The sequence below is a fragment of the Streptomyces sp. NPDC038213 genome (genome assembly GCF_055600495.1).
In genome coordinates, this window is the sequence record NZ_JBVJYM010000006.1 from 401,427 (window position 1) to 427,644 (window position 26,218).

General features: G+C 72.7%; 22 protein-coding genes. 10 read left to right on the forward strand and 12 right to left on the reverse strand.

Going from position 1 to position 26,218, the window contains the following annotated elements; genetic code table 11:
• Positions 1-3: 3 nt before the first annotated feature.
• The gene (locus ACZ7JZ_RS13255; RefSeq protein WP_470937334.1) at positions 4-888 is read right to left on the reverse strand and encodes an oxygenase MpaB family protein; all 885 of its coding nucleotides are present in this window, start codon (positions 886-888) and stop codon (positions 4-6) included.
• Positions 889-1,045: 157 nt separating this feature from the next.
• Here ACZ7JZ_RS13255 and sph point away from each other — a divergent pair, with 157 nt between their 5' ends.
• Positions 1,046-2,035, forward strand: a complete 990-nt coding sequence (gene sph / locus ACZ7JZ_RS13260) for a sphingomyelin phosphodiesterase (RefSeq protein WP_470937337.1) — start codon at positions 1,046-1,048, stop codon at positions 2,033-2,035.
• A 76-nt stretch (positions 2,036-2,111) separates the two neighbouring features.
• On the opposite strand, the gene ACZ7JZ_RS13265 is transcribed toward sph, so the two are convergent.
• From ACZ7JZ_RS13265 to ACZ7JZ_RS13280, 4 genes are all read right to left on the reverse strand, one after another.
• Complete coding sequence (locus ACZ7JZ_RS13265; RefSeq protein WP_470937339.1) at positions 2,112-3,770, reverse strand: bifunctional aspartate transaminase/aspartate 4-decarboxylase; 1,659 nt, start codon at positions 3,768-3,770, stop codon at positions 2,112-2,114.
• A gap of 52 nt (positions 3,771-3,822) precedes the next feature.
• A complete protein-coding gene (aspT, locus tag ACZ7JZ_RS13270) occupies positions 3,823-5,526 on the reverse strand; it encodes an aspartate-alanine antiporter (protein ID WP_470937342.1) in 1,704 nt (567 codons plus the stop codon).
• Between the two features lie 25 nt (positions 5,527-5,551).
• Positions 5,552-7,231: an aspartate-alanine antiporter gene (aspT, locus tag ACZ7JZ_RS13275; RefSeq protein WP_470937345.1), complete on the reverse strand. Its 1,680-nt coding sequence runs from the start codon at positions 7,229-7,231 to the stop codon at positions 5,552-5,554.
• A 66-nt stretch (positions 7,232-7,297) separates the two neighbouring features.
• Positions 7,298-9,148, reverse strand: a complete 1,851-nt coding sequence (locus tag ACZ7JZ_RS13280) for an AMP-dependent synthetase/ligase (protein ID WP_470937348.1) — start codon at positions 9,146-9,148, stop codon at positions 7,298-7,300.
• Between the two features lie 93 nt (positions 9,149-9,241).
• On the opposite strand from ACZ7JZ_RS13280, the gene ACZ7JZ_RS13285 reads away from it, so the two are divergent.
• Complete coding sequence (locus tag ACZ7JZ_RS13285; RefSeq protein WP_470937351.1) at positions 9,242-10,024, forward strand: MerR family transcriptional regulator; 783 nt, start codon at positions 9,242-9,244, stop codon at positions 10,022-10,024.
• A 33-nt stretch (positions 10,025-10,057) separates the two neighbouring features.
• On the opposite strand, the gene ACZ7JZ_RS13290 is transcribed toward ACZ7JZ_RS13285, so the two are convergent.
• The 5 genes from ACZ7JZ_RS13290 to ACZ7JZ_RS13310 all read right to left on the reverse strand — a co-directional run bounded on the left by ACZ7JZ_RS13290 (position 10,058) and on the right by ACZ7JZ_RS13310 (position 16,513).
• Positions 10,058-12,226, reverse strand: a complete 2,169-nt coding sequence (locus tag ACZ7JZ_RS13290) for a 3-hydroxyacyl-CoA dehydrogenase NAD-binding domain-containing protein (protein WP_470937354.1) — start codon at positions 12,224-12,226, stop codon at positions 10,058-10,060.
• A gap of 42 nt (positions 12,227-12,268) precedes the next feature.
• Positions 12,269-13,483 (reverse strand): acetyl-CoA C-acetyltransferase, encoded by a 1,215-nt coding sequence (locus tag ACZ7JZ_RS13295; RefSeq protein ID WP_470937357.1) that lies wholly within the window; start codon positions 13,481-13,483, stop codon positions 12,269-12,271.
• Between the two features lie 105 nt (positions 13,484-13,588).
• The gene (locus ACZ7JZ_RS13300) at positions 13,589-14,731 is read right to left on the reverse strand and encodes an acyl-CoA dehydrogenase family protein (protein WP_470937360.1); all 1,143 of its coding nucleotides are present in this window, start codon (positions 14,729-14,731) and stop codon (positions 13,589-13,591) included.
• Positions 14,728-15,879: a CaiB/BaiF CoA transferase family protein gene (locus tag ACZ7JZ_RS13305; RefSeq protein WP_470937483.1), complete on the reverse strand. Its 1,152-nt coding sequence runs from the start codon at positions 15,877-15,879 to the stop codon at positions 14,728-14,730. The genes ACZ7JZ_RS13300 and ACZ7JZ_RS13305 overlap by 4 nt, the downstream gene beginning before the upstream one ends.
• A gap of 241 nt (positions 15,880-16,120) precedes the next feature.
• On the reverse strand, positions 16,121-16,513 hold the full coding sequence (locus ACZ7JZ_RS13310) for an MmcQ/YjbR family DNA-binding protein (protein ID WP_470937363.1): 393 nt from the start codon (positions 16,511-16,513) through the stop codon (positions 16,121-16,123).
• Between the two features lie 78 nt (positions 16,514-16,591).
• Between ACZ7JZ_RS13310 and ACZ7JZ_RS13315 the strand changes: the two genes are divergently transcribed.
• Positions 16,592-17,782, forward strand: coding sequence for a saccharopine dehydrogenase family protein (locus tag ACZ7JZ_RS13315; protein ID WP_470937366.1), 1,191 nt, complete (start codon positions 16,592-16,594; stop codon positions 17,780-17,782).
• Between the two features lie 350 nt (positions 17,783-18,132).
• Here the strand turns inward: ACZ7JZ_RS13315 and ACZ7JZ_RS13320 are convergent, their stop codons facing one another.
• Positions 18,133-18,831, reverse strand: a complete 699-nt coding sequence (locus ACZ7JZ_RS13320; RefSeq protein WP_470937369.1) for an endonuclease V — start codon at positions 18,829-18,831, stop codon at positions 18,133-18,135.
• 26 nt (positions 18,832-18,857) lie between these two features.
• Between ACZ7JZ_RS13320 and ACZ7JZ_RS13325 the strand changes: the two genes are divergently transcribed.
• The gene (locus tag ACZ7JZ_RS13325) at positions 18,858-19,157 is read left to right on the forward strand and encodes a YciI family protein (protein WP_470937372.1); all 300 of its coding nucleotides are present in this window, start codon (positions 18,858-18,860) and stop codon (positions 19,155-19,157) included.
• A 73-nt stretch (positions 19,158-19,230) separates the two neighbouring features.
• On the opposite strand, the gene ACZ7JZ_RS13330 is transcribed toward ACZ7JZ_RS13325, so the two are convergent.
• Positions 19,231-20,376, reverse strand: coding sequence for a WD40/YVTN/BNR-like repeat-containing protein (locus tag ACZ7JZ_RS13330; RefSeq protein WP_470937375.1), 1,146 nt, complete (start codon positions 20,374-20,376; stop codon positions 19,231-19,233).
• A gap of 286 nt (positions 20,377-20,662) precedes the next feature.
• Here ACZ7JZ_RS13330 and ssgD point away from each other — a divergent pair, with 286 nt between their 5' ends.
• The 6 genes from ssgD to ACZ7JZ_RS13360 form a co-directional block, all read left to right on the forward strand.
• Entirely contained in the window at positions 20,663-21,079 is a 417-nt protein-coding gene (gene ssgD, locus ACZ7JZ_RS13335) for a spore wall synthesis regulator SsgD (RefSeq protein ID WP_470937378.1), read from the forward strand.
• A gap of 221 nt (positions 21,080-21,300) precedes the next feature.
• Complete coding sequence (locus ACZ7JZ_RS13340) at positions 21,301-22,986, forward strand: ABC-F family ATP-binding cassette domain-containing protein (RefSeq protein WP_470937381.1); 1,686 nt, start codon at positions 21,301-21,303, stop codon at positions 22,984-22,986.
• Positions 22,987-23,261: 275 nt separating this feature from the next.
• Positions 23,262-24,113, forward strand: coding sequence for a Scr1 family TA system antitoxin-like transcriptional regulator (locus tag ACZ7JZ_RS13345; RefSeq protein ID WP_470937384.1), 852 nt, complete (start codon positions 23,262-23,264; stop codon positions 24,111-24,113).
• Between the two features lie 74 nt (positions 24,114-24,187).
• Positions 24,188-24,595, forward strand: a complete 408-nt coding sequence (locus ACZ7JZ_RS13350) for a hypothetical protein (RefSeq protein WP_470937387.1) — start codon at positions 24,188-24,190, stop codon at positions 24,593-24,595.
• 105 nt (positions 24,596-24,700) lie between these two features.
• Complete coding sequence (locus tag ACZ7JZ_RS13355) at positions 24,701-25,681, forward strand: acyl-ACP desaturase (protein ID WP_470937389.1); 981 nt, start codon at positions 24,701-24,703, stop codon at positions 25,679-25,681.
• Positions 25,682-25,735: 54 nt separating this feature from the next.
• On the forward strand, positions 25,736-26,218 hold a 483-nt coding region (locus tag ACZ7JZ_RS13360), incomplete at its 3' end, for a transposase domain-containing protein (RefSeq protein WP_470937392.1).

Below are 26,218 nucleotides of genomic sequence, written 5' to 3' on the forward strand. Positions count from 1 at the left end.
CCGTCAGGCGCCCGCGGCGGACCGCCGCGGGCGTCCGGCCCCGATCCACTCGGCCCGCGCCCGGCGGGCGATCGGCAGATAGCGCAGCCCTTCCGGGAGCAGCGGGACGAGCAGGGCGGCGGCCCTGCTGAGCCGGCGCAGCCGGCGCTCCTGGGCGGGGGTCCAGTCCAGCCGCAGGGCGGCGCGGGCGTCGGGGGGCATGTACCCGGCGGTGACGAAGGCGCGCAGGCGCAGGAACGGGCGGCGCAGGACGGGCCACAGGGTGCGCAGCAGCAGCCGGACGGCCCGCGGGCCGCGGTCGGGGGCGGGCAGCGGCAGGTCGGTGGCGACGAGTTCGGCCGCGACGGCCGTGCGGGCCAGCTCCTCGGTGAGGATCCTGCGGTAGTACGGGCCGTACTCCTCGACGGTCTGCGGCATGTCCCGGTCGCGGATCCCGAGCACGCGGCCGACCTGGAGCCATTCGGCGAACAGCGCCCGCTCCTCGGCGGGGGTCAGCGGCCGGCCCCAGAGCATCGGCAGGGCGTACCGGAAGACGGCGAAGCCGGACTCGTGGACCCAGGTGTAGCAGTCCGGGTCGAGCGAGTGGTACGCCCGGCCCGCGGGGGTGCGGCCCTTGATCCCGCGGTGCAGGGCCCGGACCCGGCGGCCCTCGGCGGCGGCCTCCTCCCCCGCGTAGACCCACTTCTGTACGGATTCCACGGAGCGCACCCCGCGGCCCCAGGGGTCGGTGCGGAACACCGAGTGCTCGTCGACCCCGGCGGCGATGACGGGGTGGGCCACCTGCAGGGTGAAGGCGGCGGGCAGCATCAGCAGCAGCCGGACGTCCCCGGCGACGCTCCACAGGATGCCGCCCGGCGGGGGCGGCTGGGGGTGCTCCGGCTGCCTCATGCCCGTCCTCCGGGGGTGGTCGGTGTCGGATGTCCAGTATGCGCGGCGCAATGGTCGCAACCCGTCAAGATTCCCGATGCACGGGTGTTACCCCGAGGTAACTCCGGATGATGTGATGGCCGGGCCGATCAGTCCTCCACCTGATTCAGGAGTCTTCATGACGTCCTCCCCGCTCCGCCCCGGCACGGCCGTGTCCGCTGCACTGGCCGCCCTGGCGGCCGCCGCGCTCACCGCGACCGCCGTACCGGCCGCCTCCGCCGCGGAGTCCGCTGCCACCCCGCAGCTGAGCGTCCTGTCGTACAACGTATTCCTGTTCTCGAAGAACCTTTACCCGAACTGGGGCCAGGACCACCGGGCGCGCGAGATACCGAGGACCTCCTTCTACAAGGGCCACGACGTGGTCGTGCTCCAGGAGGTGTTCGACAACGCCTCCGGCGACGCCCTGAAGGCCAACTCGGCCTCCGAGTACCCCCACCAGACCCCGGTGGTGGGACGCAGCAAGTCCGGCTGGGACGCCACCGGCGGCGCGTACTCGGCGACCACGCCCGAGGACGGCGGGGTGACGATCCTCAGCAAGTGGCCGATCGTGCGCAAGGAGCAGTACGTCTTCAAGGACGCCTGCGGCGCCGACTGGTGGTCCAACAAGGGCTTCGCCTACGCGGTCCTCGACGTGAACGGCACCCGCGTGCACGTGGTGGGCACGCACGCCCAGTCCACGGACCCGGGCTGCTCGGCGGGCGAGGCGGCGCAGATGCGCAGCCGGCAGTTCAGGAACATCGACGCGTTCCTCGACGCGAAGAACATCCCCGCGGGCGAGCAGGTCATCGTGGCGGGCGACTTCAACGTGGACTCGCACAGCCCGGAGTACGCGTCGATGCTCGCGGACGGCGGCCTGGCGGGCGCGGACTCGCGCTCGGGCCACCCCTACTCCTTCGACACCGCGGACAACTCGATCGCGAAGGACCGCTACCCGACCGACCCGCGCGAGGACCTGGACTACGTCCTGCACCGGCAGGGCCACGCCCGCCCGGCCGGCTGGGACAACAACGTGGTCAAGGAGCAGAGCGCCCCGTGGACGGTGAGCAGCTGGGGCAAGTCCTACACGTACTCCAACCTTTCCGACCACTACCCGGTCGTGGGTTCCTGAGCGGACGCCCGTGACACGCCCGCGGGGCGCCCCCTCCCGACCGGAGGGGGCGCCCCGCGGGGCGTGGTGCGGGAGGTCAGCCGCCGGCGCGCGAGCGCTCCCATTCGGTGGCGTAGTCCTGGAAGATGGCGCGCAGGTGGTGGCCGATCTTCAGGTAGTCGAGGTCGTCGAGGTTGGCGAGGGAGACGCGTACGGACCACTGGGGGCCGTCGAAGCCGCCGCCGTTGAGGAGGACCACGGAGGTCTGCTCGGCGAGGCGGAACAGCGGGTCGACCGGCTCGTAGTTCTTCTCCAGGAAGGCCGCGAAGTCCTTGCCGTGGACCCGTTCGGCCTCGGCCAGCAGGTCGAGTTCGATGTAGTACGCGGCCCGCTTCTCGTCCTCGGAGATCTTCATCTGGGCGCCCTCCAGGAGGAGTTCGAGGCGCCGGTGGACGATCTCGCGGATCCTGCGCTTGTACGCCTGGCCCTCGTCGAGCAGGTCGAAGAGGGAGAAGAGCACCATCATCGTCTGCTGGGGCAGGGAGAGTCCGGCCGTGTGGTTGAGGGCGACCTCGCGGGAGTCGGCGACCAGGCGGTCGATGAAGCGGATCTTCGAGGGCTCCAGGGTGAGGGTGCCGTACCGCTTGTCGAGCCGGTCCTTCTCGGCCTGCGGGAGGGCGGCGAGCATCTCGTCGAGGACGTTGTCGTCGTGCAGGCCGATGACGCCCAGGCGCCAGCCCGTGCACCCGTAGTGCTTGGAGTAGGAGTACACGAGCAGGGTGTTGCGCGGCAGTTCGGCGGCGATCGAGCGGAAGCCCTCGACGAAGGTGCCGTAGACGTCGTCGGTGACGACGAGCAGGTTGGGGTTGGTGGTGGCGACGATGTCCTTGATCTGGTTCATCACCCGGTCGCTCATCGCCAGCGAGGGGGGGTTGCTCGGGTTGACGATGCACACCAGCTTGACCGAGGGGTCGGCGAGCTTGGCCACCTCCTCCTCCGGGTAGCGCCACTGGCGCACGCCGGTCTCGGTGAAGAGGCTCGCCTCGACGTTGACCACCTCGAACTCGAAGGTGTCGAGCTCGGGGATCTCGATGTACGGGGTGAACACCGGCACCATCAGGGCGATCTTGTCCCCCTTGTGCAGGATCCCGTTCTTCATCAGGGAGTCGAAGATGTAGCACATGGCGGCCGTGCCGCCCTCTGTCGCGAACAGGCTCATGCGGTTGCCGGCGGCGGGCCGCTTGTCGAAGAGCTCGTCGCCGATGTAGCCGCGCACGATGTGCTCGGCGTGCTTCAGCATCCGGTCGGGCACGGGGTAGTTGTCCCCCGTGATCGAGTCGGCGAGCTCGTGGACGAAGGAGTCCCGGTCGAAGGCGAAGCGGTCCATGGCGTACGCCACGCAGCGGCCGAGGAGTTCGGCGCCGGGCAGGTCCGGGTGGCGGCGCAGGAAGGCGTCGAAGCGCTCCCCGATGCCCTGCTTCTCGGGCATCCCGCCGAGGTTGTCGGCGGTCCAGACCCGGCGGGACTCCTCCAGGGCGAAGTAGCCGAGGGCGTAGAAGGCCTCGCGGGGGCCGGTGGCGATCCAGTTGGGGTTGCCGCGGCCCGCGTTGAGCATGGCGCGCGCGGCCTTGCCCTTCTGGCCGGGCTTGTCCTCCTGAGCCGCCTTCGCGATCTGGATGAACTTGTCCTTCAGCTCGAAGGGGCTGAGCTGGGCGAAGGACTGGATCTCCTCGCGGCTGAAGCTGGTCTCGGGCACGGTGCACGTCCTTCTCGGTGGGGGCGGGAGAGGAGGGTGGAGCGGGGGCGGGTCAGTGGTTGAGGAGCACGATGACGGCGCCCCAGATGGTCAGGAGCACGTTGCCGATGGCGTAGGGAATGGTGTAACCCAGCGTCGGCACCTGGGATTTGGAGGCCTCGTTGACGGCCCCGATGGCGGCCGTGGTGGTCTGTGCGCCGGACAGGACCCCCATCAGGACCGGGAAGCGGATCTTCTGGACGTGGTGCCCGACGAGGAAGCCGACGATCAGCGGAATGACCGTGGCGACCGCTCCGAAGACCAGCAGGCCCCAGCCGGCCGTGGACAGCCCGCTGGTGAAGCTGGGCCCGGCGTTGATGCCCACGACCGCGACGAACAGGCAGAGCCCGAAGGTGTCCATGAACCACTGGGCGCCGGGCGGCACGTTGCCGAAGGTCGGGTACTTGCCGCGGATCCAGCCGAAGACCAGGCCCATGATGAGGGCGCCGCCGGAGGTGGACAGGGAGATGGGGACCCCGCCGGCGGTGAGCGCCGGGATGCCGATGCAGCCGCCGAGGAAGACGCCGAGGCCCACCCAGACCATGTCCGTGGCGAAGCTGGTCGGGACGGGCTTGCCGAGGGCCCGGCCCGCCGGGTCCACGAGCCGCTTGGGCCCCGACAGCACCACCGTGTCGCCGCGTTCGAGCGGTGTGGAGAGCCGGTAGGGGAACTCCGCGCCCGAGCGGTACAGCTTGTCGATGAAGACGCCCACCATGAACTCCTCCTGGCGGAGCTCCGCGATGGTCTTGCCCAGCTGGGCCTTCTCGGAGGCGACCACGTGCAGGGTCTCGGTCTGGTAGCCGAGCAGCTCCACGTCGTCGGTCTCGGCCCCGATGTGGGTCCGGGCGTCGAACTCGACCAGTGAGCCGCGCAGGGCGCTGACGGCGACCACGTCGCCCTCGCGCAGCTCGGTCTGCTGGGTGTGGTCGAGCACCTCCCCCGCGCGGCGGATCCGCGTGAGGTAGATCCGGCGGCCGAGGGCCTTCTGCTGCTGCTCGAAGTCCTCGATGGTCCGCCCCGCGAGGTCGGGCCGCTGGAGGGTGTAGGCGCGCAGGACGACCTCGTAGTAGCCCTCGTGGAGGTCGGGGTCGTCGCTCGGCGCGTCGAGCTCCTTGGCGAGCTGGGCGCTCTCGGCGGCGAGGTCGCGCCGGTAGAGGCGGGGCAGGACGTTGGCGAGGAGCATCGCGCACAGGATGGTGCCGAGGGGGTAGGTGACGGCGTACCCGACGGCGACGAGGTTCTGCTGCTCCTTGACCTGGTCGGCGCTGAGGCCGGGGAGGTTGCCGATGGCGTCCTGGGCCACGCCGATGACGGCGGACTGGGTGAGGGCGCCGCCGAGCAGGCCGGCGCTGAGCCCGGGGCCGTAGCCGAGCATCACCGCGAAGCCCCAGGAGACCAGCAGGCCGGTGATGCAGACGACCACGGCGTTGACGACCTGCGGCAGGCCGTCCTTCTTCAGACCGCGGAAGAACTGAGGGCCGACCCGGTAGCCGAGGGCGAAGAGGAAGAGGGTGAAGAAGAGGTTCTTGACCGTGCCGTCGATGGTGACCTGGAACTGGGCCCCGAGGACCAGCCCGAGGACGAGGCACCCGGTCACCGCGCCGAGCGCGATGCTCTTGTAGCGCAGTTTCCCGGCGAGGAATCCGAGGGCGACGGTCAGGAAGACGAGCAGCTCGGGGTGTGGGACGAAGATGTTCCGGTTGAGGAAATCGATCATGTGAGTGCCGTCCGGATCGGGGCGTTCAGGCGCCGAGGATGCCGACGAGGATCGGCCCGGTCAGAGGGAGCAGGAAGTTCGAGAGGGTGTACGTGATCGTGTAGCCGAGCATCGGTACGGAGCTCTGGGCGACCTGGGTGATCGAGGTGATGGCCGGGGTGGAGCACTGCTGGCCGGCGATGGCACCGATGAGCAGGGGCTTCTCGATCTTCAGCAGCTTGCGGCCGACGACCAGGGAGATCGTGGCCGGTACGAGCACCATGGCGATCCCCGCAATGGGCAGCAGGGCCCCGTACTCCTTGAGCAGCGGGCCGGCCTGGGGGCCGGAGGTGAGCCCGGTGCAGGCGATGAACACCGCGAGGCCCATGTCCTTGATGGTGGTCGCGGCCTGCGGGGGGAAGGCGCCGAAGGTCTGCTTGCGGGAGCGGAACCAGCCGAAGAGCAGGCCGGAGATGAGGCAGCCGCCGCCGGTGCCCAGCGAGAGCGGGATGTCCCCGAGGCGGACCACGATCTGGCCGATCAGGGAGCCGGCGGCGATGCCGAGGCCCAGGTAGATGAAGTCCGTGGCGTCGTTCTTCGCCACGGTCCCGATCTTCGCCACCAGGCGCTGGAGTCCGGCGCGGGCGCCGACCAGGGTGACCACGTCGCCGCGGGCCACCACGGTCTCGGGGGTGGCGGGCAGGTGCGAGTCGCCGCGCTGGACGTCGGTGACGTACACCCCGTCGCGGGCGAACTCCGGGTGCTCCTTGGTGAGCTGGTTGAGGGTCCGGCCGGAGACCGACTTGTCGGTCAGTGCGATCTGGCTGGTGGCCAGCGGGGTGTCCAGTCCGGGGATGCCCGGGGTCTCGGGGCCGATGAGCCGGCCCGCCTCGATGGCGTTGGCCCGGCGGCCCACGATCAGGACCAGGTCGGAGAGGGTGAGTTCGAGGCCGGGCGCGGGGGTGAGGAGCTTGGAGCCCCGTTTGACGGCCTCGACGGTGATCCGGCCGCCCAGCTCGTCCTGGAGGGAGCCGACCGTGCGGCCGTCCCCGTGGGTGACCAGGAACGTGCGGCCCACCAGGCCCGGCAGGGCCTCGCGCTCGTCGCTCTCCAGCCCGCCGCCGCCCCCGCGCATCTTCTCCCACAGCTCGCGGGAGGCGTCGCGCAGGTTGATGCGCAGCAGCATCGGCATGATCTGGCTGGTGTAGATCACGATGGTGATCAGGCCGAAGAGGTAGCAGACGGTGTACGCGGTGGCCACGTGCCCCTGGTACTGGCTGATCTGCTCCGCGCTCAGGCCGGGCAGCTTGGCGATGGACTCGGAGGCGGTGCCGACCACGGCGGACTCGGTGGCCGCGCCCGCGAGGATGCCGGAGGCGGTGCCCACGTCGAGGTCGAAGGCCTTGGCCAGCCCGTAGGCGATGCCGAGGACGGCGACGAGCTCGATGAAGCACAGGGTGAAGAAGCGCAGGCTCTTGCGGTTGAGGTTGGCGAAGAACTGCGGTCCCGCCATGTACCCGAGGGCGAAGATGAACAGCGCGAAGAAGATCGTCTTGACATCGTCCGCGACCTCGATCTCGGCCCACGCGCCGAGCAGCAGGGAAACGATCAGGGTTCCACAGATGCCCCCCAGGGTGATCGGTCCGACTCTCAGTTTGCCGACGAGGTATCCGGCGGCGAGGCACAGGAACAGCGCCAGTTCGGGATGGTCTCGGAGTACGCCCACGGGACCACCCTGGTCCGGCGGGCGGGGCGGCGCCCACCGGACCGGGGCCGAACGGGTGAGCGGCCGCTAGGCTTCGGGCCCCCCGCCCGGCTGGCCGTACGGCTCCTCGTACATCCCCTCGATGACCTGCGCGTACGCGGCGCGCACCACCCGGCGGCGGAGTTTGAGCGAGGGGGTCAGCTCACCCGTCTGCGGGCCCCACTCCTGCGTCAGGAGGCGGTGGCGCTTGATCTGTTCGGTGCGGTTGAGCCGGGCGTTGGCCGCGGCCACGGCCCGCTCCACCTCCTCGCGGACGGCGGGGTGGGCGGCCAGCTCCGCGAGGGAGTCCGCAGCGATCCCGCGGGCCGCCGCCCAGGCGGGGGCCAGTTCGGGGTCGAGGACGAGCAGGGCGACGAGGTACGAGCGGCCGTCGCCGTGTACCAGGGCCTGCCCGATCAGCGGGTGCTCCTTGACGGTGTTCTCGACCAGGGCCGGCGAGACGTTCTTGCCGGTCGAGGTGATGATCAGCTCCTTCTTGCGGTCGGTGATCCACAGGAAGCCGTCCCCGTCGAGCCGGCCGACGTCCCCGGTGGGGAACCAGCCCTGCGGGTCGCGGGCGTCCTCGAGCGAGCCGTCGGGGCGCAGGTACCCGCCGAAGACGGTGGCCCCGCGGGTGAGGATCTCCCCGTCCTCGGCGATGCGCAGTTCGACCCCCTCGATGGCCCGGCCCACCGAGCCGAGCCGGAAGGCGTCGGGGCTGTTGACCGTGCAGACCCCGGAGGTCTCGGTCAGCCCCCAGGCGTCCATGATCGTGATCCCCCAGCCGGCCCAGAAGCGGACCACGTCCAGGGGCATGGGGGCGGTGGCGCTGGCGGTCCACTGGAGCCGGTCCAGTCCCGCGAGGGCGAGCAGCGGGCCGAGCACCTCCTCGCGGGCCCGCCGGGCGGCCTCGACGGCGGCCGCGGGCGGCTCCTCGCCCCGCTCGCGGTGGCCGGCCAGGGCCCGTACGGCCTCGTTGGCGGCCGCGATCGCCTCCTGCTGCTCCGCGGGGAGTCCGGCGAGCACGGCCCGTACGGACGCGGCCAGCTTCTCCCAGACCCGCGGGACCCCGAAGAACTGCACCGGGTGCAGCTCGCGCACGGACGCGGCCACGGCGGCGGGGTCGGCGCAGAGCCGGACGTGGGCGGCGCGCAGCAGCGGGAGGTAGATGCCGAGGACCCGTTCGGCGATGTGCGCGAAGGGCAGGTAGCACAGGTGCTCGGCGTGCTCGGGGAGGTCCACGTGCCGGTCGAGGCGGACGGACTGGAGCAGGATGTTGCGGTGGGTGAGCCGGACCCCCTTGGGGTCGCCGGTGGTGCCGGAGGTGTACACGACGGTGAGGGGGTCCCCGGGCCGGGTCTCGCGGCGGGCCTTCTCGAAGGCCTCGCCGCTGTGGACGCGGGCGCCGCTCGCGTACAGGGAGCCGTACGGGAGGTGGGCGCCGGCCTCGGCGGCCTCGGCGACGACGAGCCGCTCCAGCGGGACGTCCGCCGCGCCGAGGAGGGGTTCCCAGCGGGGGAGCTCCCCCGCGCCCTCGACCACGGCGATGCGGGCCCGGCTGTGGCGGGCGATGTGGGCGATCTGCCCGGGGGCGGAGGTGTTGTACACGGAGACGGGGACGGCGCCGAGGTGGACCAGGGCGAGGTCGCTGAGCCAGTGCTCGGCGCGGTTGCCCATCATCATCAGGACGTGCTCGCCGCGGCCGACCCCGAGGGCGGCGTAGCCGGAGGCCAGGACGGCCACCTTGCGGCGGACGTCGGCCCAGGTGAGGGTGGTCCAGCCGGCGCCGGTGCGCCAGGACAGGGCGGGCAGGTCCCCGTGCTCGGCGGCGTTGCGGGCGAGCAGGTCGGGCACGGTGGTCTCGTCGGGGGGTCCGGGCAGTCGCAGGTTCGTGGGCATGGCAGCTCCTGGCCGTTTCACATCGTTGGTGCGACAGCAATACTGTTGAACCTGAAGCGAGGATCTGGGAGCGCGGAGAACGGGGCACAGGCGATGACCACACCGGCGCAGGAGTCCGCCCTCACGGTCGACGAGCTCGCCGCGCGGGCCGGAGTCACCGTCCGCACCGTACGTTTCTACAGCACGCGCGGGCTTTTGCCCCCTCCCGTGATCGGACCCCGCCGGGTGGGGCACTACGGGCCCGAGCACCTGTCGCGGCTGGCCCTGATCGAGGAGTTGCAGGTCCAGGGCATGACCCTGTCGGCCATCGAGCGCTACCTCGACGCCCTCCCCGAGGGCCTGAGCGCCCACGACCTGGCCATCCACCGGGCCCTGGTCGCCACCTGGGCCCCGGAGGCGCCCGGACGGGCCTCGCTGGCCGACCTGGAGAAGCGGGCGGGCCGCACCCTGGCGGAGGCGGACCTGCGGCGGCTGGCCGCGATGAACGTGATCGAGGAGCTGGACCCCGAGAGCGCGCAGAACGCCCAGAACGCCGAGGACACCAGGGACCCCGGATCCGGGAGCTACCGGGTGGAGCCGGGCCTGCTGCGGCTGGGGGTGGCCCTGCTCGACGTACCGGTGTCGCACGGCACGCTGCTCGCGGCCCGGCGGGTGCTGCTGGAGCACACCCGCTCGGCGGCCCACGAGCTGACCCGGCTGTTCCGGGACGAGGTGTGGGGGCCGTTCACCGAGGAGGAGCCGGATCCGGAGCGGGTGGAGGCCATGAAGGCCCTGTCGGCCCATATGCAGCCGCTGATCGTGCAGGCCCTGGTGACCGCCTTCCAGCGGTCGCTGAAGGAGGAGCTGCGGGCGGCGTTCCAGTCCGGGGAGGACTGAGGCCGCCGCCCGCTGCGGGTGCGTGCGCGGCCGTCAGTCGGTGAAGGTTTCGCCGCTCTCGGCCTTGGCCACCAGGAGGGCGGGCGGGGTGAACCGCTCGCCGTAGGTGGCGGCGAGCTCGCGCGCTCGGGCGACGAACCCGGGCAGGCCGCCCTCGTAGCCGTTGATGTACTGGAGCACGCCGCCCGTCCAGGCGGGGAAGCCGATCCCCATGATCGAGCCGATGTTGGCGTCGGCCACGGAGGTCAGCACGCCCTCCTCCAGGCAGCGGACGGTGTCCAGCGCCTCGGAGAAGAGCATCCGCTCCTTCATGTCCTCGAAGGGGATCTGCGCGTCCGGCTTGCCGAAGTGCTCGCGCAGGCCCGGCCACAGCCGGGTCCGCTTCCCCTCCTCGTACTCGTAGAACCCGGCGCCGCCGCTGCGGCCGGGGCGGTCGAACGCGTCGACCATCCGGTCGATGACGGCGTCGGCCGGGTGCTGCGCCCAGCTGCGGCCCTCGGCCTCGAAGGCCTTGCGGGTCTCGTTGCGGATCTTGCGGGGCAGGGTGAGGGTCAGCTCGTCCATCAGGGAGAGCACCTTGGCCGGGTACCCGGCCTGGGCGGCGGCCTGCTCCACGGAGGCGGGCTCGATGCCCTCGCCGACCATGGCCACGCCCTCGTTGATGAACTGGCCGATGACCCGGGAGGTGAAGAACCCGCGGCTGTCGTTGACCACGATGGGGGTCTTGTTGATCTGGCGGACCAGGTCGAAGGCGCGGGCCAGGGCCTCGTCTCCGGTCTCCGCGCCCTTGATGATCTCGACCAGCGGCATCTTGTCCACCGGGGAGAAGAAGTGCAGGCCGATGAAGTCGGCCGGGCGGGAGACGCCCTCGGCGAGGCCGGAGATGGGCAGCGTGGAGGTGTTGGAGCACAGCAGCGCGTCGGGCGCCACGATGTCCTGGACCTCCTGGAAGACCTTGTGCTTGAGGCCGGTGTCCTCGAACACCGCCTCGATGACGGCGTCGCAGCCGGCCAGGTCGGCGGCGTCCCCGGTGGGCGTGATCCGGGCGAGCAGCTCGGCGCGGGCCGCCTCGGTGGTACGGCCGCGCGAGAGCGCCTTGTCGAGGAGCTTCTCGGAGTACGCCTTGCCCTTGGCCGCCGCCTCGGCGCTGACGTCCTTGAGGACCACCTCGATGCCGGCGCGGGCGCAGGAGTACGCGATGCCCGCGCCCATCATCCCGGCGCCGAGCACGGCCACCTTGCGGACCCGGCGGGGCGCGGGTCCCTGGGGCCGGTTGGCTCCGGAGTTGACGGCCTGGAGGTCGAAGAAGAACGCCTGGATCATGTTCTTCGCGGTCTGCCCGGTCACCAGCTCGGTGAAGTAGCGGGCCTCGATGACCAGCGCGGTCTCGAAGTCGACCTGGGAGCCCTCGACGGCGCAGGCGAGGATGTTGCGGGGCGCCGGGTACGGGGCCCCCGCGAGCTGCTTCTTCAGGTTGGCCGGGAAGGCGGGGAGGTTCGCGGCGAACCGCGGGTTCGAGGGGGTGCCGCCGGGGATCCGGTAGCCCGGTGCGTCCCAGGGCTGCTGCGACTCGGGGTGCGCGTCGATGAAGGCGCGGGCCTTGGCGAGCATCTCCTCGGGGGTGGCGGCCAGTTCGTGGACGAGCCCGTTGTCGAGGGCGCGCTGCGGGTTGTACTGCGTGCCCTGGAGCAGCACCTTCAGGAGGGCGTCGGCGATGCCCATCAGGCGGACGGTGCGGGTGACGCCGCCGCCGGCGGGGAGCAGGCCGAGGGTGACCTCGGGCAGGCCGATCTTGGAGCCGGGGGCGTCGAGGGCGATCCGGTGGTGGCAGGCGAGGGCGATCTCGTAACCGCCCCCGAGGGCCGCGCCGTTGATGGCGGCGACCACGGGCTTGCCGAGGGTCTCGATGCGGCGCAGCGCCGCCTTGATGGCGGTGCCGGTGTCGAAGGCGATCTGCGCGTCCCCGGGGCCGAGGCGGATCATCTCCTTGAGGTCGCCGCCCGCGAAGAAGGTCTTCTTCGCGGAGGTGACGATGATGCCCCGGATGGAGTCCTTCTCGGCCTCGGCGCGGTCGGCGACCGCGGCGATGGAGGCCTTGAACGCCTGGTTCATGGTGTTGGCGGACTGGTGGGGGTCGTCGAGGACGAGGGTGACGACGCCGGTCTCGTCCTGTTCCCAGCGGATGGTGCCGGTCTCGCTCATGGTGGCTGCTTTCCTTGGAGAGGGGTCTGGGGACAGGAGGGGTCAGAGGCGTTCGACGACGGTGGCGATGCCCATGCCGCCGCCGACGCAGAGGGTGGCGAGCCCGTACCGCTTGTCCTGGCGCTCCAGTTCGTCGACGAGGGTGCCGAGGATCATCGCGCCGGTGGCCCCCAGCGGGTGGCCCATGGCGATGGCGCCGCCGTTCACGTTGATCTTGTCGAGTCCCACGCCCATGTCCTTGGCGAAGCGCAGCACGACCCCGGCGAAGGCCTCGTTGATCTCGATCAGGTCGATGTCGCCGATGGCCAGCCCGGCCTTGGCCAGGGCCTTGCGGGTGGCGGGGGCGGGGCCGGTGAGCATGATGGTCGGCTCGGAGCCGGAGACCGCGGCGGAGACGATCCGCGCGCGGGGGCGCAGCCCGTTCCGCTCCCCCGCCTCCCGGGAGCCGATGGCGACGAGCGAGGCGCCGTCCACGATCCCGGAGGAGTTGCCCGCGTGGTGCACGTGGTCGATCTTCTCGACCCAGTGGTACTTCTGCAGGGCGACGGCGTCGAAGCCGCCCAGGTCGCCGATGTCCGCGAACGAGGGCTTCAGCCGGGCGAGGGAGTCGGCCGTGGTGCCGGGGCGCATGAACTCGTCGTGGTCGAGGACGACCAGCCCGGTGCGGTCGGTGACCGGGACCACGGACTTGGCGAAGCGGCCGTCCTTCCAGGCCGCGGCCGCGCGCTCCTGCGAGAGGGCCGCGTACTCGTCCACGTCCCGGCGGGTGAAGCCCTCCAGGGTGGCGATCAGGTCGGCGCCGATGCCCTGGGGGACGAAGTTGACGGTGTAGTTGGTCATCGGGTCGGCGAACCAGGCCCCGCCGTCGGAGGCCATCGGGACCCGGGACATCGACTCGACGCCGCCGGCGAGCACCAGGTCCTCCCAGCCCGAGCGGACCTTGGCCGCGGCCATGTTGACGGCTTCGAGGCCGGAGGCGCAGAAGCGGTTCTCCTGTACGCCCGCGACGGTGTCCGGCAGCCCCGCGGCGATGGCCGCGATCCGCGCGATGTCGGAGCCCTGGTCGCCCACCGGCCCGACCACCCCGAGCACGATGTCGTCGATGGTGCCCGGGTCCAGCCCGGGGTTGCGCTCGCGCAGGGCGTCGATCAGGCCGACGACCAGGTCGATGGGCTTGGTGCCGTGCAGGGCGCCGGTGGCCTTGCCCCGGCCGCGCGGGGTGCGGATCGCGTCGTAGACGTACGCTTCGGAACTCACTGGTCGAGCCTTTCGGGAGGTGGAGCCGGGGAGGGTGCGGGGCGGGGCCCGGCGGGGTCGGGAGCCGGGGCCGGGGGTGGAGGGGCCGGGGGGCCGGACCGGTGGTCAGCCGAGCAGGGACCGGCCGATGATCTCCTTCATGATCTCGGTCGTACCGCCGTAGATGGTCTGGATGCGGCCGTCGGTGAAGGCCCGCGCGACCCGGTATTCGTTCATGTAGCCGTAGCCGCCGTGCAGCTGGAGGCAGCGGTCGGCCACCCGCTTCTGCAGTTCGGTGGCCCACCACTTCGCCATCGAGGCGTGGACGGCGTCCAGACCGCCCGCGTTGTGCTCGGTGAGGCAGCGGTCGAGGAAGGTGCGGGTGACCGCGCACTCGGTGGCCATCTCCGCGATCTCGAAGCGGATGTGCTGGAGCTTGGACAGCGGCCGCCCGAAGGCCTCGCGCTCCTTCACGTACGCCGTCGTGATCTCCACCAGGTGCTCGGCGGCGGCGATGGCGGCCATGGCGATGGCCAGCCGCTCCTGGGCGAGGTTCGTCATCAGGTGCACGAAGGCCCCGTCGGGCTCGCCGAGCAGGTTCTCCTTGGGGACGCGCACGTCGGTGAAGAAGAGCTCGGCGGTGTCCTGGGCCTTCTGCCCGATCTTGTCGAGGTTGCGGCCGCGCTCGAAGCCCTCGGCGCCCCGCTCGACCACGATCAGGGACAGCCCGTGCGCCCCGCCCTCGGGGGTGGTCTTCGCGACCACGATCACGAGGTCCGCCAGGATGCCGTTGGAGATGAAGGTCTTGGAGCCGTTGAGGAGCCAGTGGTCCCCGCGGTCCTCGGCGGTGGTGCGGATGCCCTGGAGGTCGGAGCCCGCGCCCGGCTCCGTCATCGCGATGGCGCTGATCAGCTCGCCGCTGCAGAAGCCGGGCAGCCAGCGGCGCTTCTGCTCCTGCGTGCCCAGCGAGGTCAGGTACGGGCCGATGATGTCGTTGTGCAGGCCGATCGCCAGGCCGGGGGTGCCGGCCCGGGTGAACTCCTCGGCCAGGACGGCGGCGTAGCGGAAGTCGGGGTTCCCGCCGCCGCCGTACTCCTCGGGCACGGCCAGGCCCAGCAGGCCCTGCCGGCCGGCGGCCCGCCAGGCCTCGCGGGAGACGACCCCGTCGCGCTCCCACTGCTCGTAGTGCGGCAGCACCTCCTTGTCGAGGAAGGTGCGCACGCTCGCGCGGAAGGCTTCGTGCTCGGCGTCGAAGATCTGGCGCTTCATCGGGACCGGTCCTCCGGGGTCGGGTGGGGGGCGGGCGGCTGCGGGGCGGACGGGGGCGCGGACGGCAGCGGTACGGGCGGCAGCCCCCAGTCGCGGGCCACCTCGTCGGCGTCCGCCCCCGGCAGGGCGGGGCCGCGGCGCACCGAGCCGGGGGTGGCGGAGAACCGGGGCGCCGGTGCGGGCTGGGTGATGCCGCCGGACTCCGTGAACGTGCCGCGGGCGGCGAGGTGCGGATGGGCCGGGGCCTCCCGCAGGGAGAGCACGGGCGCCACGCAGGCGTCGGTCCCCTCGAAGACGGCGGTCCACTCGGCGCGGGTACGGCTCCGGAAGGCCGCGGCCACCCGCTCGCGCAGCTCGCCCCAGCGGGCGAGGTCCTTGCGCTGCGCGGCGGCGTCCCCGATCCCGAGCAGGCCGGTGAACTCCTCGTAGAACTGCTGCTCCAGCGCGCCGACCGCCATGTGCAGCCCGTCGGCGGTCTCGTACGTGCCGTAGAAGGGGCAGCCTCCGTCGAGGAGGTTGGCCCCGCGCCGGTCCTGCCAGCCGCCGGCCGCGACCATGCCGTGGATCATCGCGGTGAGGTGGGCGGTGCCGTCCACGATGGCGGCGTCGACGGTCTGGCCCTCCCCCGTCGCACGGGCGTGGTGGAGGGCGGCGAGCACGCCCACGACCAGGTAGAGGGAGCCGCCCGCGTAGTCCCCGACCAGGTTGGCGGGGACGGCCGGGGGCTCGTCCGGCCTGCCGATCATGCCGAGCGCCCCGGTGATCGCGATGTACGCGATGTCGTGCCCGGCGCGCTGGGCGAGCGGGCCCTCCTGCCCCCAGCCGGTCATCCGCCCGTACACCAGCCGGGGGTTGCGGGCCCGGCACTGCTCCGGGCCGACCCCGAGCCGCTCGGCGACCCCGGGGCGGAAGCCCTCGATCAGGACGTCGGCACGCTCGGCCAGGTCGAGGACGCGGGCGGGCCCGTCGGGGGCCTTGAGGTCCACGAGGACGGAGCGCTTGTTGCGGTTGGTGACGTCGTACGCCGGGTTGACCGCCAGGGCGCCGCCGCCCGGGCGGTCCACGCGGACCACGTCCGCGCCGAGGTCCGCCAGCAGCATGGCGGCGAAGGGGCCGGGGCCGATCCCGGCCAGTTCGAGCACGCGCACGCCGGCCAGCGGACCGGCGGCCTCCGGCGCCCCTGCCGCATCCGGCCCGGTCCCGCCCGTCCCGGTCCCGCCCGCCGTGGTACCGGTGTCCGTCCCTGCCATCGAGCCCCCAGCGGCCTGTACGCGAAGCGGTCCGTGACCCGCGGTCCGCGCATGGATGTCGGATGTGACACAACCGATGTAACACCAGTGATGCTAGGAACGTGTTCCACTCCGCACAAGCCCCTGGGCGAGCAAGCGCTTAGCCGTTTTCGGCGCGCCGCTCGTCGAGCTCCTTGACCAGCCGCTTGAGGGCCACCGTCCGGTAGCTCTCCTCCACCCACTCGCACAGCACCTGCACCGAGGGCGCACCCTCCGGCGCCAGCGGCACCGTCACCCAGCCGGAGCGCCCCAGCCCGTACCCGGCGGGCTCGGCGCCCGGCACGGTCATCGCATGCCCGTGCAGGTCCTCGTCCTTCAGCTTGACGGTGACGCCGAGGGGGTACCCGCCCGCGACGTCCCCCAGGAAGACGAAGATCTTCTTGTTGACCTTCACCACGCAGTCCTCGGGCCCCCAGGGGAACTCCTCCCCCGCCCCCGGCAGTTCGAGGGCGAATGCCCTGACTTCCTCCCACTTGCGCTCGGCACCGTCCATCTCCGGACCTCCCTGGTCGCACGCTCCGTCACGGCCCACGCTAGCCTCGGCCGCCGACAGCAGCCGGGAGGAGCGGGGATGAACAGGCAGGACGGGCCCGAGCGGGCGTACGACGTCGTACTCTTCGGGGCCACGGGGTTCGTGGGGGAGCTGACGGCCGCGTACCTGGCCCGGCACGCCCCGGCGGGCTGCCGCTGGGCCCTCGCGGGCCGCAGCACCGCCAAGCTGGAGCGGCTGCGCGAGCGGCTGGCGCAGACCGACCCCGGCTGCGCCGGCGTGCCGCTGCTGCGCGCCGATGCCGGCGACCCGGCCTCGCTGCGCGAACTGGCCCGCTCCACGCGGGTGGTGGCCACGACCGTCGGCCCGTACGTCTGGTACGGCGCGGGGCTCGTCGCGGCCTGCGCGGACGCGGGGACGGACTACGCGGACCTCACCGGCGAGCCGGAGTTCGTCGACCGGATGTTCGTGGAGCACGACGCGCGGGCCCGGGAGACCGGGGCGCGGATCGTGCACGCGTGCGGCTTCGACTCCGTACCGCACGACCTGGGCGCGTACTTCACCGTGCAGCAGCTGCCCGAGGGGGTGCCGCTGCGGGTGGACGCCTTCGTCCGCTCCAACGCCGCCTTCTCCGGCGGCACCCTGGCCTCCGCCCTGACCGCCCTGTCCCGCGGCCCGCAGTCCCTCCGGGCGGCGCGCGAGCGGCGGCTGCACGAGCCCCGGCTGCTGGGGCGGCGGGCGCGGGCGCCGCTGGGCGCGCCGCACTTCAGCCGCGAGACGGGGACGTGGGCGCTGCCGCTGCCCAGCCTCGACCCGCGGATCGTGGCACGCTCGGCCGCGGCCCTCGAACGGTACGGGCCCGATTTCCGCTACCGGCACTTCGCCTCCGTCAAGCACCTGCCGGTGGCGCTCGGCGGTACGGCGGCCGTGGGCGCGGCCGCGGCGCTGGCGCAGCTGCCGGCCGCCCGGCGGCGCCTGATGTCCCTGTGGGAGCCGGGCCGCGGTCCGGACGCCGAGCGGCGCGCGCGCAGCTGGTTCAGCGTGCGGTTCGTGGGCGAGGGGGGCGGGCGGCGCGTCTTCGCGGAGGTCGCGGGCGGGGATCCGGGGTACGGGGAGACGGCGAAGATGCTGGCGGAGTCGGTGCTGTGCCTGGCGTTCGACGACCTGCCGGAGACTGCGGGGCAGGTGACGACGGCGACCGCCATGGCGGACGCCCTGACCGCCCGCCTCCGCACGGCGGGCCTCACCTTCCGCGCCACACCCCACCCCTGACCCCGGGTCCCGCTGCGCGGGGCCTGTTCCCCGACCCGCCCCTTCCCGAAACCGGGGCCACCCCCGGCCCCCGTTCCGAGCGCTCCGCGCCCGGTGCGCTCAAACGCCGCGCGGGCTGGATTGTGCCGCGGTCCGCTGGAATGTGCCGCCAGCGGCAAATCCAGCCCCGCCGGCGCTTGAGGCGCGGGGCCCGGGGCAGAGCCCCGAAACCCACCCACCCACCCGCACTTGACCCACCACCCCGGGCCAACTCCAGCCTCGCCGGCGTTTGAGGCGCGGGGGTGTGGGGGCGGAGCCCCCGCTTCGGGAAGGGGCGGGTCGGGGAACAGGCCCCGCGCAGCGGACCCGGGTCAGGACGGGGCGGCCTCGCGCAGGGCGCGCCGGCACAGCGCATCCGCCCTCCGCGTCGTCTCCGGAATCCGGAACTCCGGGCTCAGCGCCAGCACATGCGCACACGCAGTGTCCAAGGACACCCGATGCCCCACGGACACGTACACCGGCTTCACCCCGCCCCGCGTCCGCAGCGCCGCCCCCACCTCGCCCCCGCCCTCACCGACCAGCGCGGACCGGTCCCCCCGCTCCGGCCCCGGCTCCTCGTACCGGAAGGTGAAGGGGTTCTTGGCGACCCCGATCGACGGCAGCCCGGTCACCACCCCCAGGTGGCTGGCCAGTCCGAACCCGCGCGGGTGCGCGATCCCGTACCCGTCGCAGACCACCAGGTCCGGCACCGCCCCGGCCGCCGACTCCAGGGAGGACAGCGCGGACAGCACCGTCGGCAGCTCCCGGAAGGCCAGCAGCCCCGGCACGTACGGAAAGCTCACCCGCCCCACGGCCGTCGCCTCCGCCACCGTCTCCAGCGTGGCCGCGTCCAGCACGACGGCCGCCGCCGCGACCAGGTCGCGCGCGTCGTCGTACGCCACGTCCACGCCGGCGACCAGCCCGCGTCCGGGCGGCGGGCCGGTCTCGTCCCGGACCACGCGGACGCGCAGCTCGTCCTGTATCGCCCGGGCTTCCGTCTCGTCTGCGGGGGTTCTCGCACTCGTCGTCATGGTCGTCCGAGAGTAGCCTGGCGATCATGTTCGTCATGGAGCTGAGCTACACCGCCCCCATCGAGGCCGTCGAGGAGGTCCTGGACGCCCATATCGCCTGGCTGGACGGGTACTACGCAGCGGGGGTCTTCCTCGCCTCGGGCCGCAAGGTGCCGCGCGACGGCGGCATGATCCTCGCGGGAGGGGTCTCGCGGGCGGAGATCGAGCGGATCGCCGAGGAGGACCCGTTCACGGTGGCGGGCGTCTGCTCGTACCGCATCACCGAGTTCATCGCGACGAAGACCTCCGCCGACCTGGCGACCGTACGCGAGATCCCGTCGCTCTGACCGGCCCCGGCAGGCGCGCCGGACCCGCGTACGCCGCCCGCGCACGACGTGCCCGCGTACGCCGGCCCGCCCGTCAGCGCCGCTGGAGCCGCGCCGCCCGCCCCTGCTCGCCCGCGGCCCAGCACCCGCCGTCCGGGGCGCAGTCGACGGTGTCGAAGGAGCCGGGGTCCAGCGGGCGCCAGGTGCGGCCGCCGTCCGTGGTGAGGTCGGTGCCGGTGGGTCCGACCGCCAGCGCGGCCGCCCGCGTGTACGGCAGCCAGGCCACCCCGGACCGGTAGGCGGCCGGCGGGGCGGCGGAGGTCCGCCAGGAGCGCCCGACGTCGCCGGTGACCGCGGCCGCCTGCGGGGAGGCCTGCTCGGGGCGGTAGTCGCCGCCGACGGCGATCCCGTGCCGGCGGTCGCGGAAGGCCAGCCCGAACACGCCCTTGGCGCCCTCGCCGGCCGGCAGGGCCGTCGGGGCCGCCGTCCAGTGCAGCCCCCGGTCCGCGGAGTGCAGCACGCGCGCGGTCGCACCGCCGCCGGTGGCCATCCACACGTCCCGCGGGCCCGCGCTGACCAGGCACTGGCCGCTGGCTGCGAAACCCGCCTCGCCCGGCAGGGCCGCCGGCATCCCGGCGCTGGGCAGGACCTTCCAGGAGCGGCCGCCGTCGGAGGTGGACAGGATCCGGAACCTGCCGTCCACGGGGTCGCTCATGGCGAGGCCGTGGCGGCGGTCGAAGAAGGTCAGGCAGTCGTAGAAGGCCCGCGGGTCGGGGTTGCGGAAGGTCTCCGTCCAGCTCGCGCCGCCGTCCTCGGTGCGGAAGACCCGGGAGTCCTCACCCTCGCCGATGGACAGGGCGACCGCCCGGCGCGCGTCGAAGGCCTCGATATCGCGCAGCTGGAGTCCCGCGGCCGCGGCGGCGGGCGGGGAGACGTCGCGCCAGCTGCGGCCGCCGTCGGTCGTGCGCAGCACGGTGCCCTTGGAGCCCGACACCCAGGCGGTGGAGCGGCTCACGGCCGCGAGCCCGCGCAGCCTGGCGTCCGTACCGGTCTGCTTGAGGGCCCAGCTGCCCGGGCCCGCCCGGTCGGCCCCGTCGCCCCGGCCGCCCCGGCTGTCCGCTCCGGACGGGCTTCTGCCTGCGTCCCCGGGACCGGAGTCCGCCTGGGCCGCGGGGGCCACCAGGGCCCCCGCTAACACCGCTGCCGTCACTGCCCGTACACCCAGCACCAGAAGTCTCATGGCGCCGGAAGCTAACGCACTGCGGTGATCGCCGTCCAGAGTGCGGACGCCCCGCCCCGCCGCCGCCATCCGGTGCATCGAAAACCGGCCCTTCTGCCCCCGGTCCCGGATTCCGGGAACCGCGGGCGGCCCGCCTCCTGAGCAGCTACGCGCCGATCACTCTGTGCGATCACACGGGCGGCTTCGCGCCATTCGGTGACACACGTCACGCCCCCTCCGCATGCACGGATCGAGCCGTTCCTGCGTCTACCCCTATGCCCAACCTCTCGCCGCAAGGGAGCGCGCCTTGATCACCGTCATCGAGCAAGCAGTACAGGCCCGGCTGGTCGCGACCGCACCCAAGGTCGAGTCCGTACCCGTGACGCTCTGTTACGACCGCGCGGACCCCTTCGCCGTCCGGATGGCGTTCCCCGCGCCGGCCACGCTGGAGGGCGTCGAGGTGTCGTGGACCTTCGCGCGCGAGCTGCTGGAGGCCGGGACGGCGGGCCCGTCGGGCATGGGGGACGTCCGGGTGCGCCCGTACGGTTCCGGGCGCACGGTCGTGGAGTTCCACGCCCCCGAGGGGATCGCCATCGTCCTCATGGAGACGGGCGAGCTGCGGCGCTTCCTGGAGCGCTCCGCCGAGGTCGTCCCGCTGGGCCTGGAGCACCTGTACCTGGACCTGGACCAGGACCTCGCGGAGCTGCTCCGCGATTCGCTCTAGCGCGCCGCCCCTCCCGGATCCCGGCGGGGCCGGGCCGCCCCGGTCCCCGCGCCCGCCGCCGTAATTCGTTTGCGGGCCGGTCCGGCGGTCCGTAGCGTCGTCACCGAAGCGACCGGAAGCACCAGATCGGAGAAGGACGTTGGACTACAGGCCTTGAGACACCGCCCACCCGGTGTCTCCACGTGTTGTTGCCGTACTCACGCATGCAACCGGAGGCCTCCATGTCACGTTCTTCGCATTCCTCTTCCGCCTTCTCCTCCCCGTCCCCCGCCACGTTCGTCACCTGCGCGGCGCTCGGCTTCACCTGGCCCGACGGGACCCCCGTCTTCGACGGGCTCCAGCTGGCCGTGGGCCCGGGCCGCACCGGCCTGGTGGGGCTCAACGGCTCCGGCAAGTCCACGCTGCTGAAGCTCGCCGCCGGTGAACTGACCGCCACCGAGGGCCAGATCACGGTGGCCGGCTCGGTCGGCTACCTCCCGCAGAACCTCACCCTCCACACCGCCCTGCGGGTGGACGAGGCCCTCGGCATCGCCGCCACCCGCACCGCGCTCCACGCCATCGAGGCGGGCGAGGCCACCGAGGAGAACTTCGCCGCGGTCGGCGAGGACTGGGACGTGGAGGAGCGGGCCCGCGCCACCCTCGACCAGCTCGGACTGGACCGGATCGGCCTCGACCGGACGGTCGGCGAGCTGTCGGGCGGGGAGTCGGTCCTGCTCCGGCTCGCCGGGCTGCTGCTGCGCCGCCCCGACGTCCTGCTCCTCGACGAGCCGACGAACAACCTCGACCTGCCCGCCCGGCAGCGGCTCTACTCCGCGGTCGAATCCTGGCCCGGGGTGATGGTCGTCGTCAGCCACGACCGCGAGCTGCTGGCCCGCGTGGACCAGATCGCCGACCTCCACGACGGCGAAGTCCGCTGGTACGGGGGCAACTTCGACGACTACGAGCGGGCCCTGGCCGCCGAACAGGACGCGGCGGAGCGGCTGGTGCGGGTGGCCGAGGCCGATGTGCAGCGCCAGAAGCGCGAACTGTCCGAGGCGCACGTCAAACTGGGCCAGCGCAAGCGGTACGGCCAGAAGATGTGGGACCAGAAGCGCGAACCGAAGATCGTCATGGGTGCGCGCAGGCGGCAGGCGCAGGTCTCGGCGGGCAAGCACCGCATCCTCCACGAGACGAAGCTCGCCGAGGCCCGCGAGCGCCTCGACCAGGCGGCCGAGGCGGTGCGCGACGATGCCGAGGTCCGCATCCAGCTGCCCGCCACGGAAGTGCCCCCGGGCCGGGGCGTGCTGTCCCTGAGCGGGCTGACCCTGGCGCACTCCGGGGGCCGCCCCGCCCTGCCCGGCGCCTGGGAGGTGCGGGGTCCGGAGCGGATCGCCCTGGTGGGGCGCAACGGCTCGGGCAAGACCACCCTGCTGCGCACCCTCGCGGGCCAACTGGCCCCGCAGGAAGGAGAGGTGACGGCCCACGTGCCGCTGCGCCTCCTGCCGCAGCGGCTGGACCTGCTCGACGACGGGCTGTCCGTCGCGCAGAACGTGGCCGCGGCCGCCCCCGCGGCGACCGACAACGCCATCCGGGCCCGGCTCGCGCACTTCCTGTTCCGCGGCAAGCGCGCGGACCGGCCGGCCGGCACCCTGTCGGGCGGGGAGCGGCTGCGCGCCACGCTGGCGGCGCTGCTCCTCGCGGAGCCCGCTCCGCAGCTGCTGATCCTGGACGAGCCGACGAACAACCTGGACCTGGCCAGCGTGCGGCAGCTCACCGCGGCCCTGGAGTCGTACCGGGGCGCGCTGATCGTGGCGGGCCACGACGTGCCGTTCCTGGAGTCGATCGGGATCACGCGCTGGTGGCTGCTCGACGGCGGGCTGCGCCAGACCACGGGCGAGGAGGTCCGCCGGACCCTCTGGGAGGGCTGAGCCCGGCACCCGCCCGCCGCCAACGCGGCGCGGGCGTACGGCATGTGGCGCTTCCGCCCGCGGGGCCCTCCCGGCCCCGCGGGCGGCGGCCCGTCCCTGGCCGTCCGGGCGATCGAGGGGGCGCACGGGGTCGCCCCGTGTGAAACTTGCGCTACCGACCGTAGCGCGGTCAGGTGCACGGTGCTACTACTGGTGTCAGCACCTCGCACCATCTCAGGCATTTCGGACGCGGGCGGCGTCGTGCGCCGGGACCGCCTCCGCGAAAGGGGGAAAAGGTGCCGCCCAGGAGCACCCCGACGGCCCGGCAGCAGCGCCTCGGCGGCGAACTGCGCAAACTCCGCGAGCAGTCGGGTACGACGGTCCAGCAGGCCGCGGCCCTCCTGGGGGTGGACCGCACCCGCATCCCGAACATCGAGTCGGGCCGGATCGGCATCACCGCCGAGCGGGTCCGCACGCTCGCGTTCAACTACGACTGCCCCGACACCGCCCTGGTCGACCTGCTGGCCTCGATGGCGCAGGAGCGCGGCCGGGGCTGGTGGGAGCAGCACCGCGGGATGCTGCCGCCCGGACTGCTCGACATCGCCGAACTGGAGCACCACGCCGTCGAACTGCACACCGCCGTGACCACCCACGTACCGGGCCTGCTGCAGACGGAGGAGCACGCGCGGGCCGTCTTCGACACCGCCGACCCGCCGCTGCCGGAGCCGGACCTCCAGGCGCGCATCGCCCTGCGCATGGGCCGGCAGCGGGTCCTCGACCGGGAGCGGCCCCCGCTGTACGAGGTGGTGGTGCACGAAGCCGCCCTGCGGATGCAGTTCGGCGGGCCCAAGGTGGCCCGCGCACAGCTGGAGCACATCCTCGAACAGGCCGGGCGGGAGCGGACCATCCTGCGGGTCATCCCCTTCGCCGCGGGCGGGTTCCCGGGCGCCGGGCAGGCGTTCACGTACGCGGCCGCGGCGATGCCGCAGCTCGACACCGTCCAGCTGGACACCTCGCACGGCTCGATGCTCCTGGACGCGGACATGAAGCTGCGCCGGTACCGGGGTCTGCTGGAGCGGCTGCGCCTGCTGGCCCTGCCGGCCCGGGCCTCGCTCGATTTCGTCCACCGCGTGGCACGGGACCTGTGACCGCACGCCCGACGACCGCCCATCCGACGACCGACCGCGCGGCCGACCGCGACGGAAGCCCGAGGAGAGAAGACATGAGCGTGAGCGTGAAGGCGAACATGAGCACGGGCACGTCCAGGAGCACCGCGGGGGCGGCCGGAGCCGGATCCGGACCGGGATGCGCCACCGCACCCGGAACCGGCCCCGGGCCCGAATCCGCGGCCGCCCCCGACCCGGCCCGCATCGCCTGGTCCGAGGCCTTCTGCAGCGAGGGCGCCAACTGCTTCCGCTTCGGGCGCGACGACGACGGCAGGGCGTACATCGGCACGACCCGGTCCCCGGAGTTCGTGACCGACTCGATCGACGCCCTGCGGGCCCTGATCGACGCCGTGAAGGCGGGCGCCGCGGACCACCTGCTGGGCGTCCCCCCTGCTCAGAGTGAGCACGGGCGTGACCTGCCTCTCGCTTTTCCCGCCCCGACCTCCCTACATAACCGAACGTAGCCGGACATATCGAGGGCGGGGGTTGGCTCACCCTGACGCCGGGCTTAACCTACGGTTTCGTAACCTACGAAGCCGTAAGTATTCGGCCTGCCCCCTGGAGTACCCGTGACCATCACCTCTCCCCACCTCGGCAGCTCGGAGGCGTGGACGGACGCCAAGCTGCTGTTCGCGCTGGAAGAGGTGGTCGAGACGGAGCTCAACCGCCACCTGAAGGTGACCAAGGACTGGATGCCCCACGAGTACGTGCCGTGGGGCGACGCCCGGAACTTCCCCGGCTTCTTCGAGGACGGCGAGGCCTGGGACCCCAGCCAGTCCAAGGTGACCGAGATCGGCAAGATCGCCCTGGTGGTGAACCTGCTGACCGAGGACAACCTGCCCAGCTACCACCACGAGATCGCCAGCCTCTTCGGCCGCGACGGCGCATGGGGCACCTGGGTGCACCGCTGGACCGCCGAGGAGGGCCGCCACGGCATCGTCATGCGCGACTACCTGCTCGCCTCCCGCGCCGTGGACCCGGACAAGCTGGAGCAGTTCCGGATGCAGCACATGTCGGAGGGCTTCGAGTCCGACAACCGGCACTCGATGCTGCACTCCGTCGCGTACGTGGCCTTCCAGGAGCTCGCCACCCGCATCTCCCACCGGAACACCGGCCACCAGTCCGGCGACCCGGTGTGCGACCGGATGCTGGCGCGGATCGCGCAGGACGAGAACCTGCACATGGTCTTCTACCGCAACCTCCTCGGCGCGGCCTTCGAGCTGGCCCCGGACCTGACCATGCAGGCGGTGCGGGACGTGGTCGTGGAGTTCCGGATGCCGGGGCACGGCATGCCGGGCTTCGAGCGCATGGCGGCCCAGATGGCCATCGGCGGCATCTACAACCTGCGCATCCACCACGACGACGTCATCGCGCCCGTCCTGCGCTTCCTGAAGGTCATGGAGATCGACGGGCTCGGCCCGGACGGCCACCGCGCACAGGAGGAGCTGGGCCTGTACATGGCGGGCCTCGACGCGGAGGCCAGCCGGCTGGAGGAGCGCCTCGCCGCCCGCGCGGCCCGCGTCGCCGCCCGCGGCAGCAAGCAGGGCTAGGCCCAATGCTGGTGACTTAGATGTTCTGTGCTCGTTGGTTGTGGTGTGGCGAGGGTGGGGCAGGTCAAGTCGCCTGCGGGTGAGCGGTTGTCGGACCGGATCGCGATCGGGGTGCTGACGCGGGCGTTTGCCCAGCAGCTGATCGACGAGGTGGTCGAGGAGACCGGTCGGGCTGAGCAGCGCAGCCGTCTGCTGCCGGCCCGGGTGGTCGTGTACTTCATCCTCGCGATGTGTCTGTTCTTCGGGCAGCCGTATGAAGAGGTCGCGCGGCTGCTGGGCGACGGGCTCGGCGAGGGGCGGCGGTCCTGGCGGGTGCCGACGACTGCCGCGATCGGGCGGGCGCGTCGGCGCCTGGGTGTGGAGCCGTTGAAGGTGCTGTTCGCGCGGGTGTGCCGTCCGGTGGCGGTGGCGGAGACGGCGGGTGCCTGGTATCGGCGGTGGCGCCTGGTGGCGGTGGACGGCACGACGTTGGACCTGGCGGACACGGCGGAGAACGACAGTTTCTTCGGCCGCCCGGGCTCGGGGCGGGGAACGGGC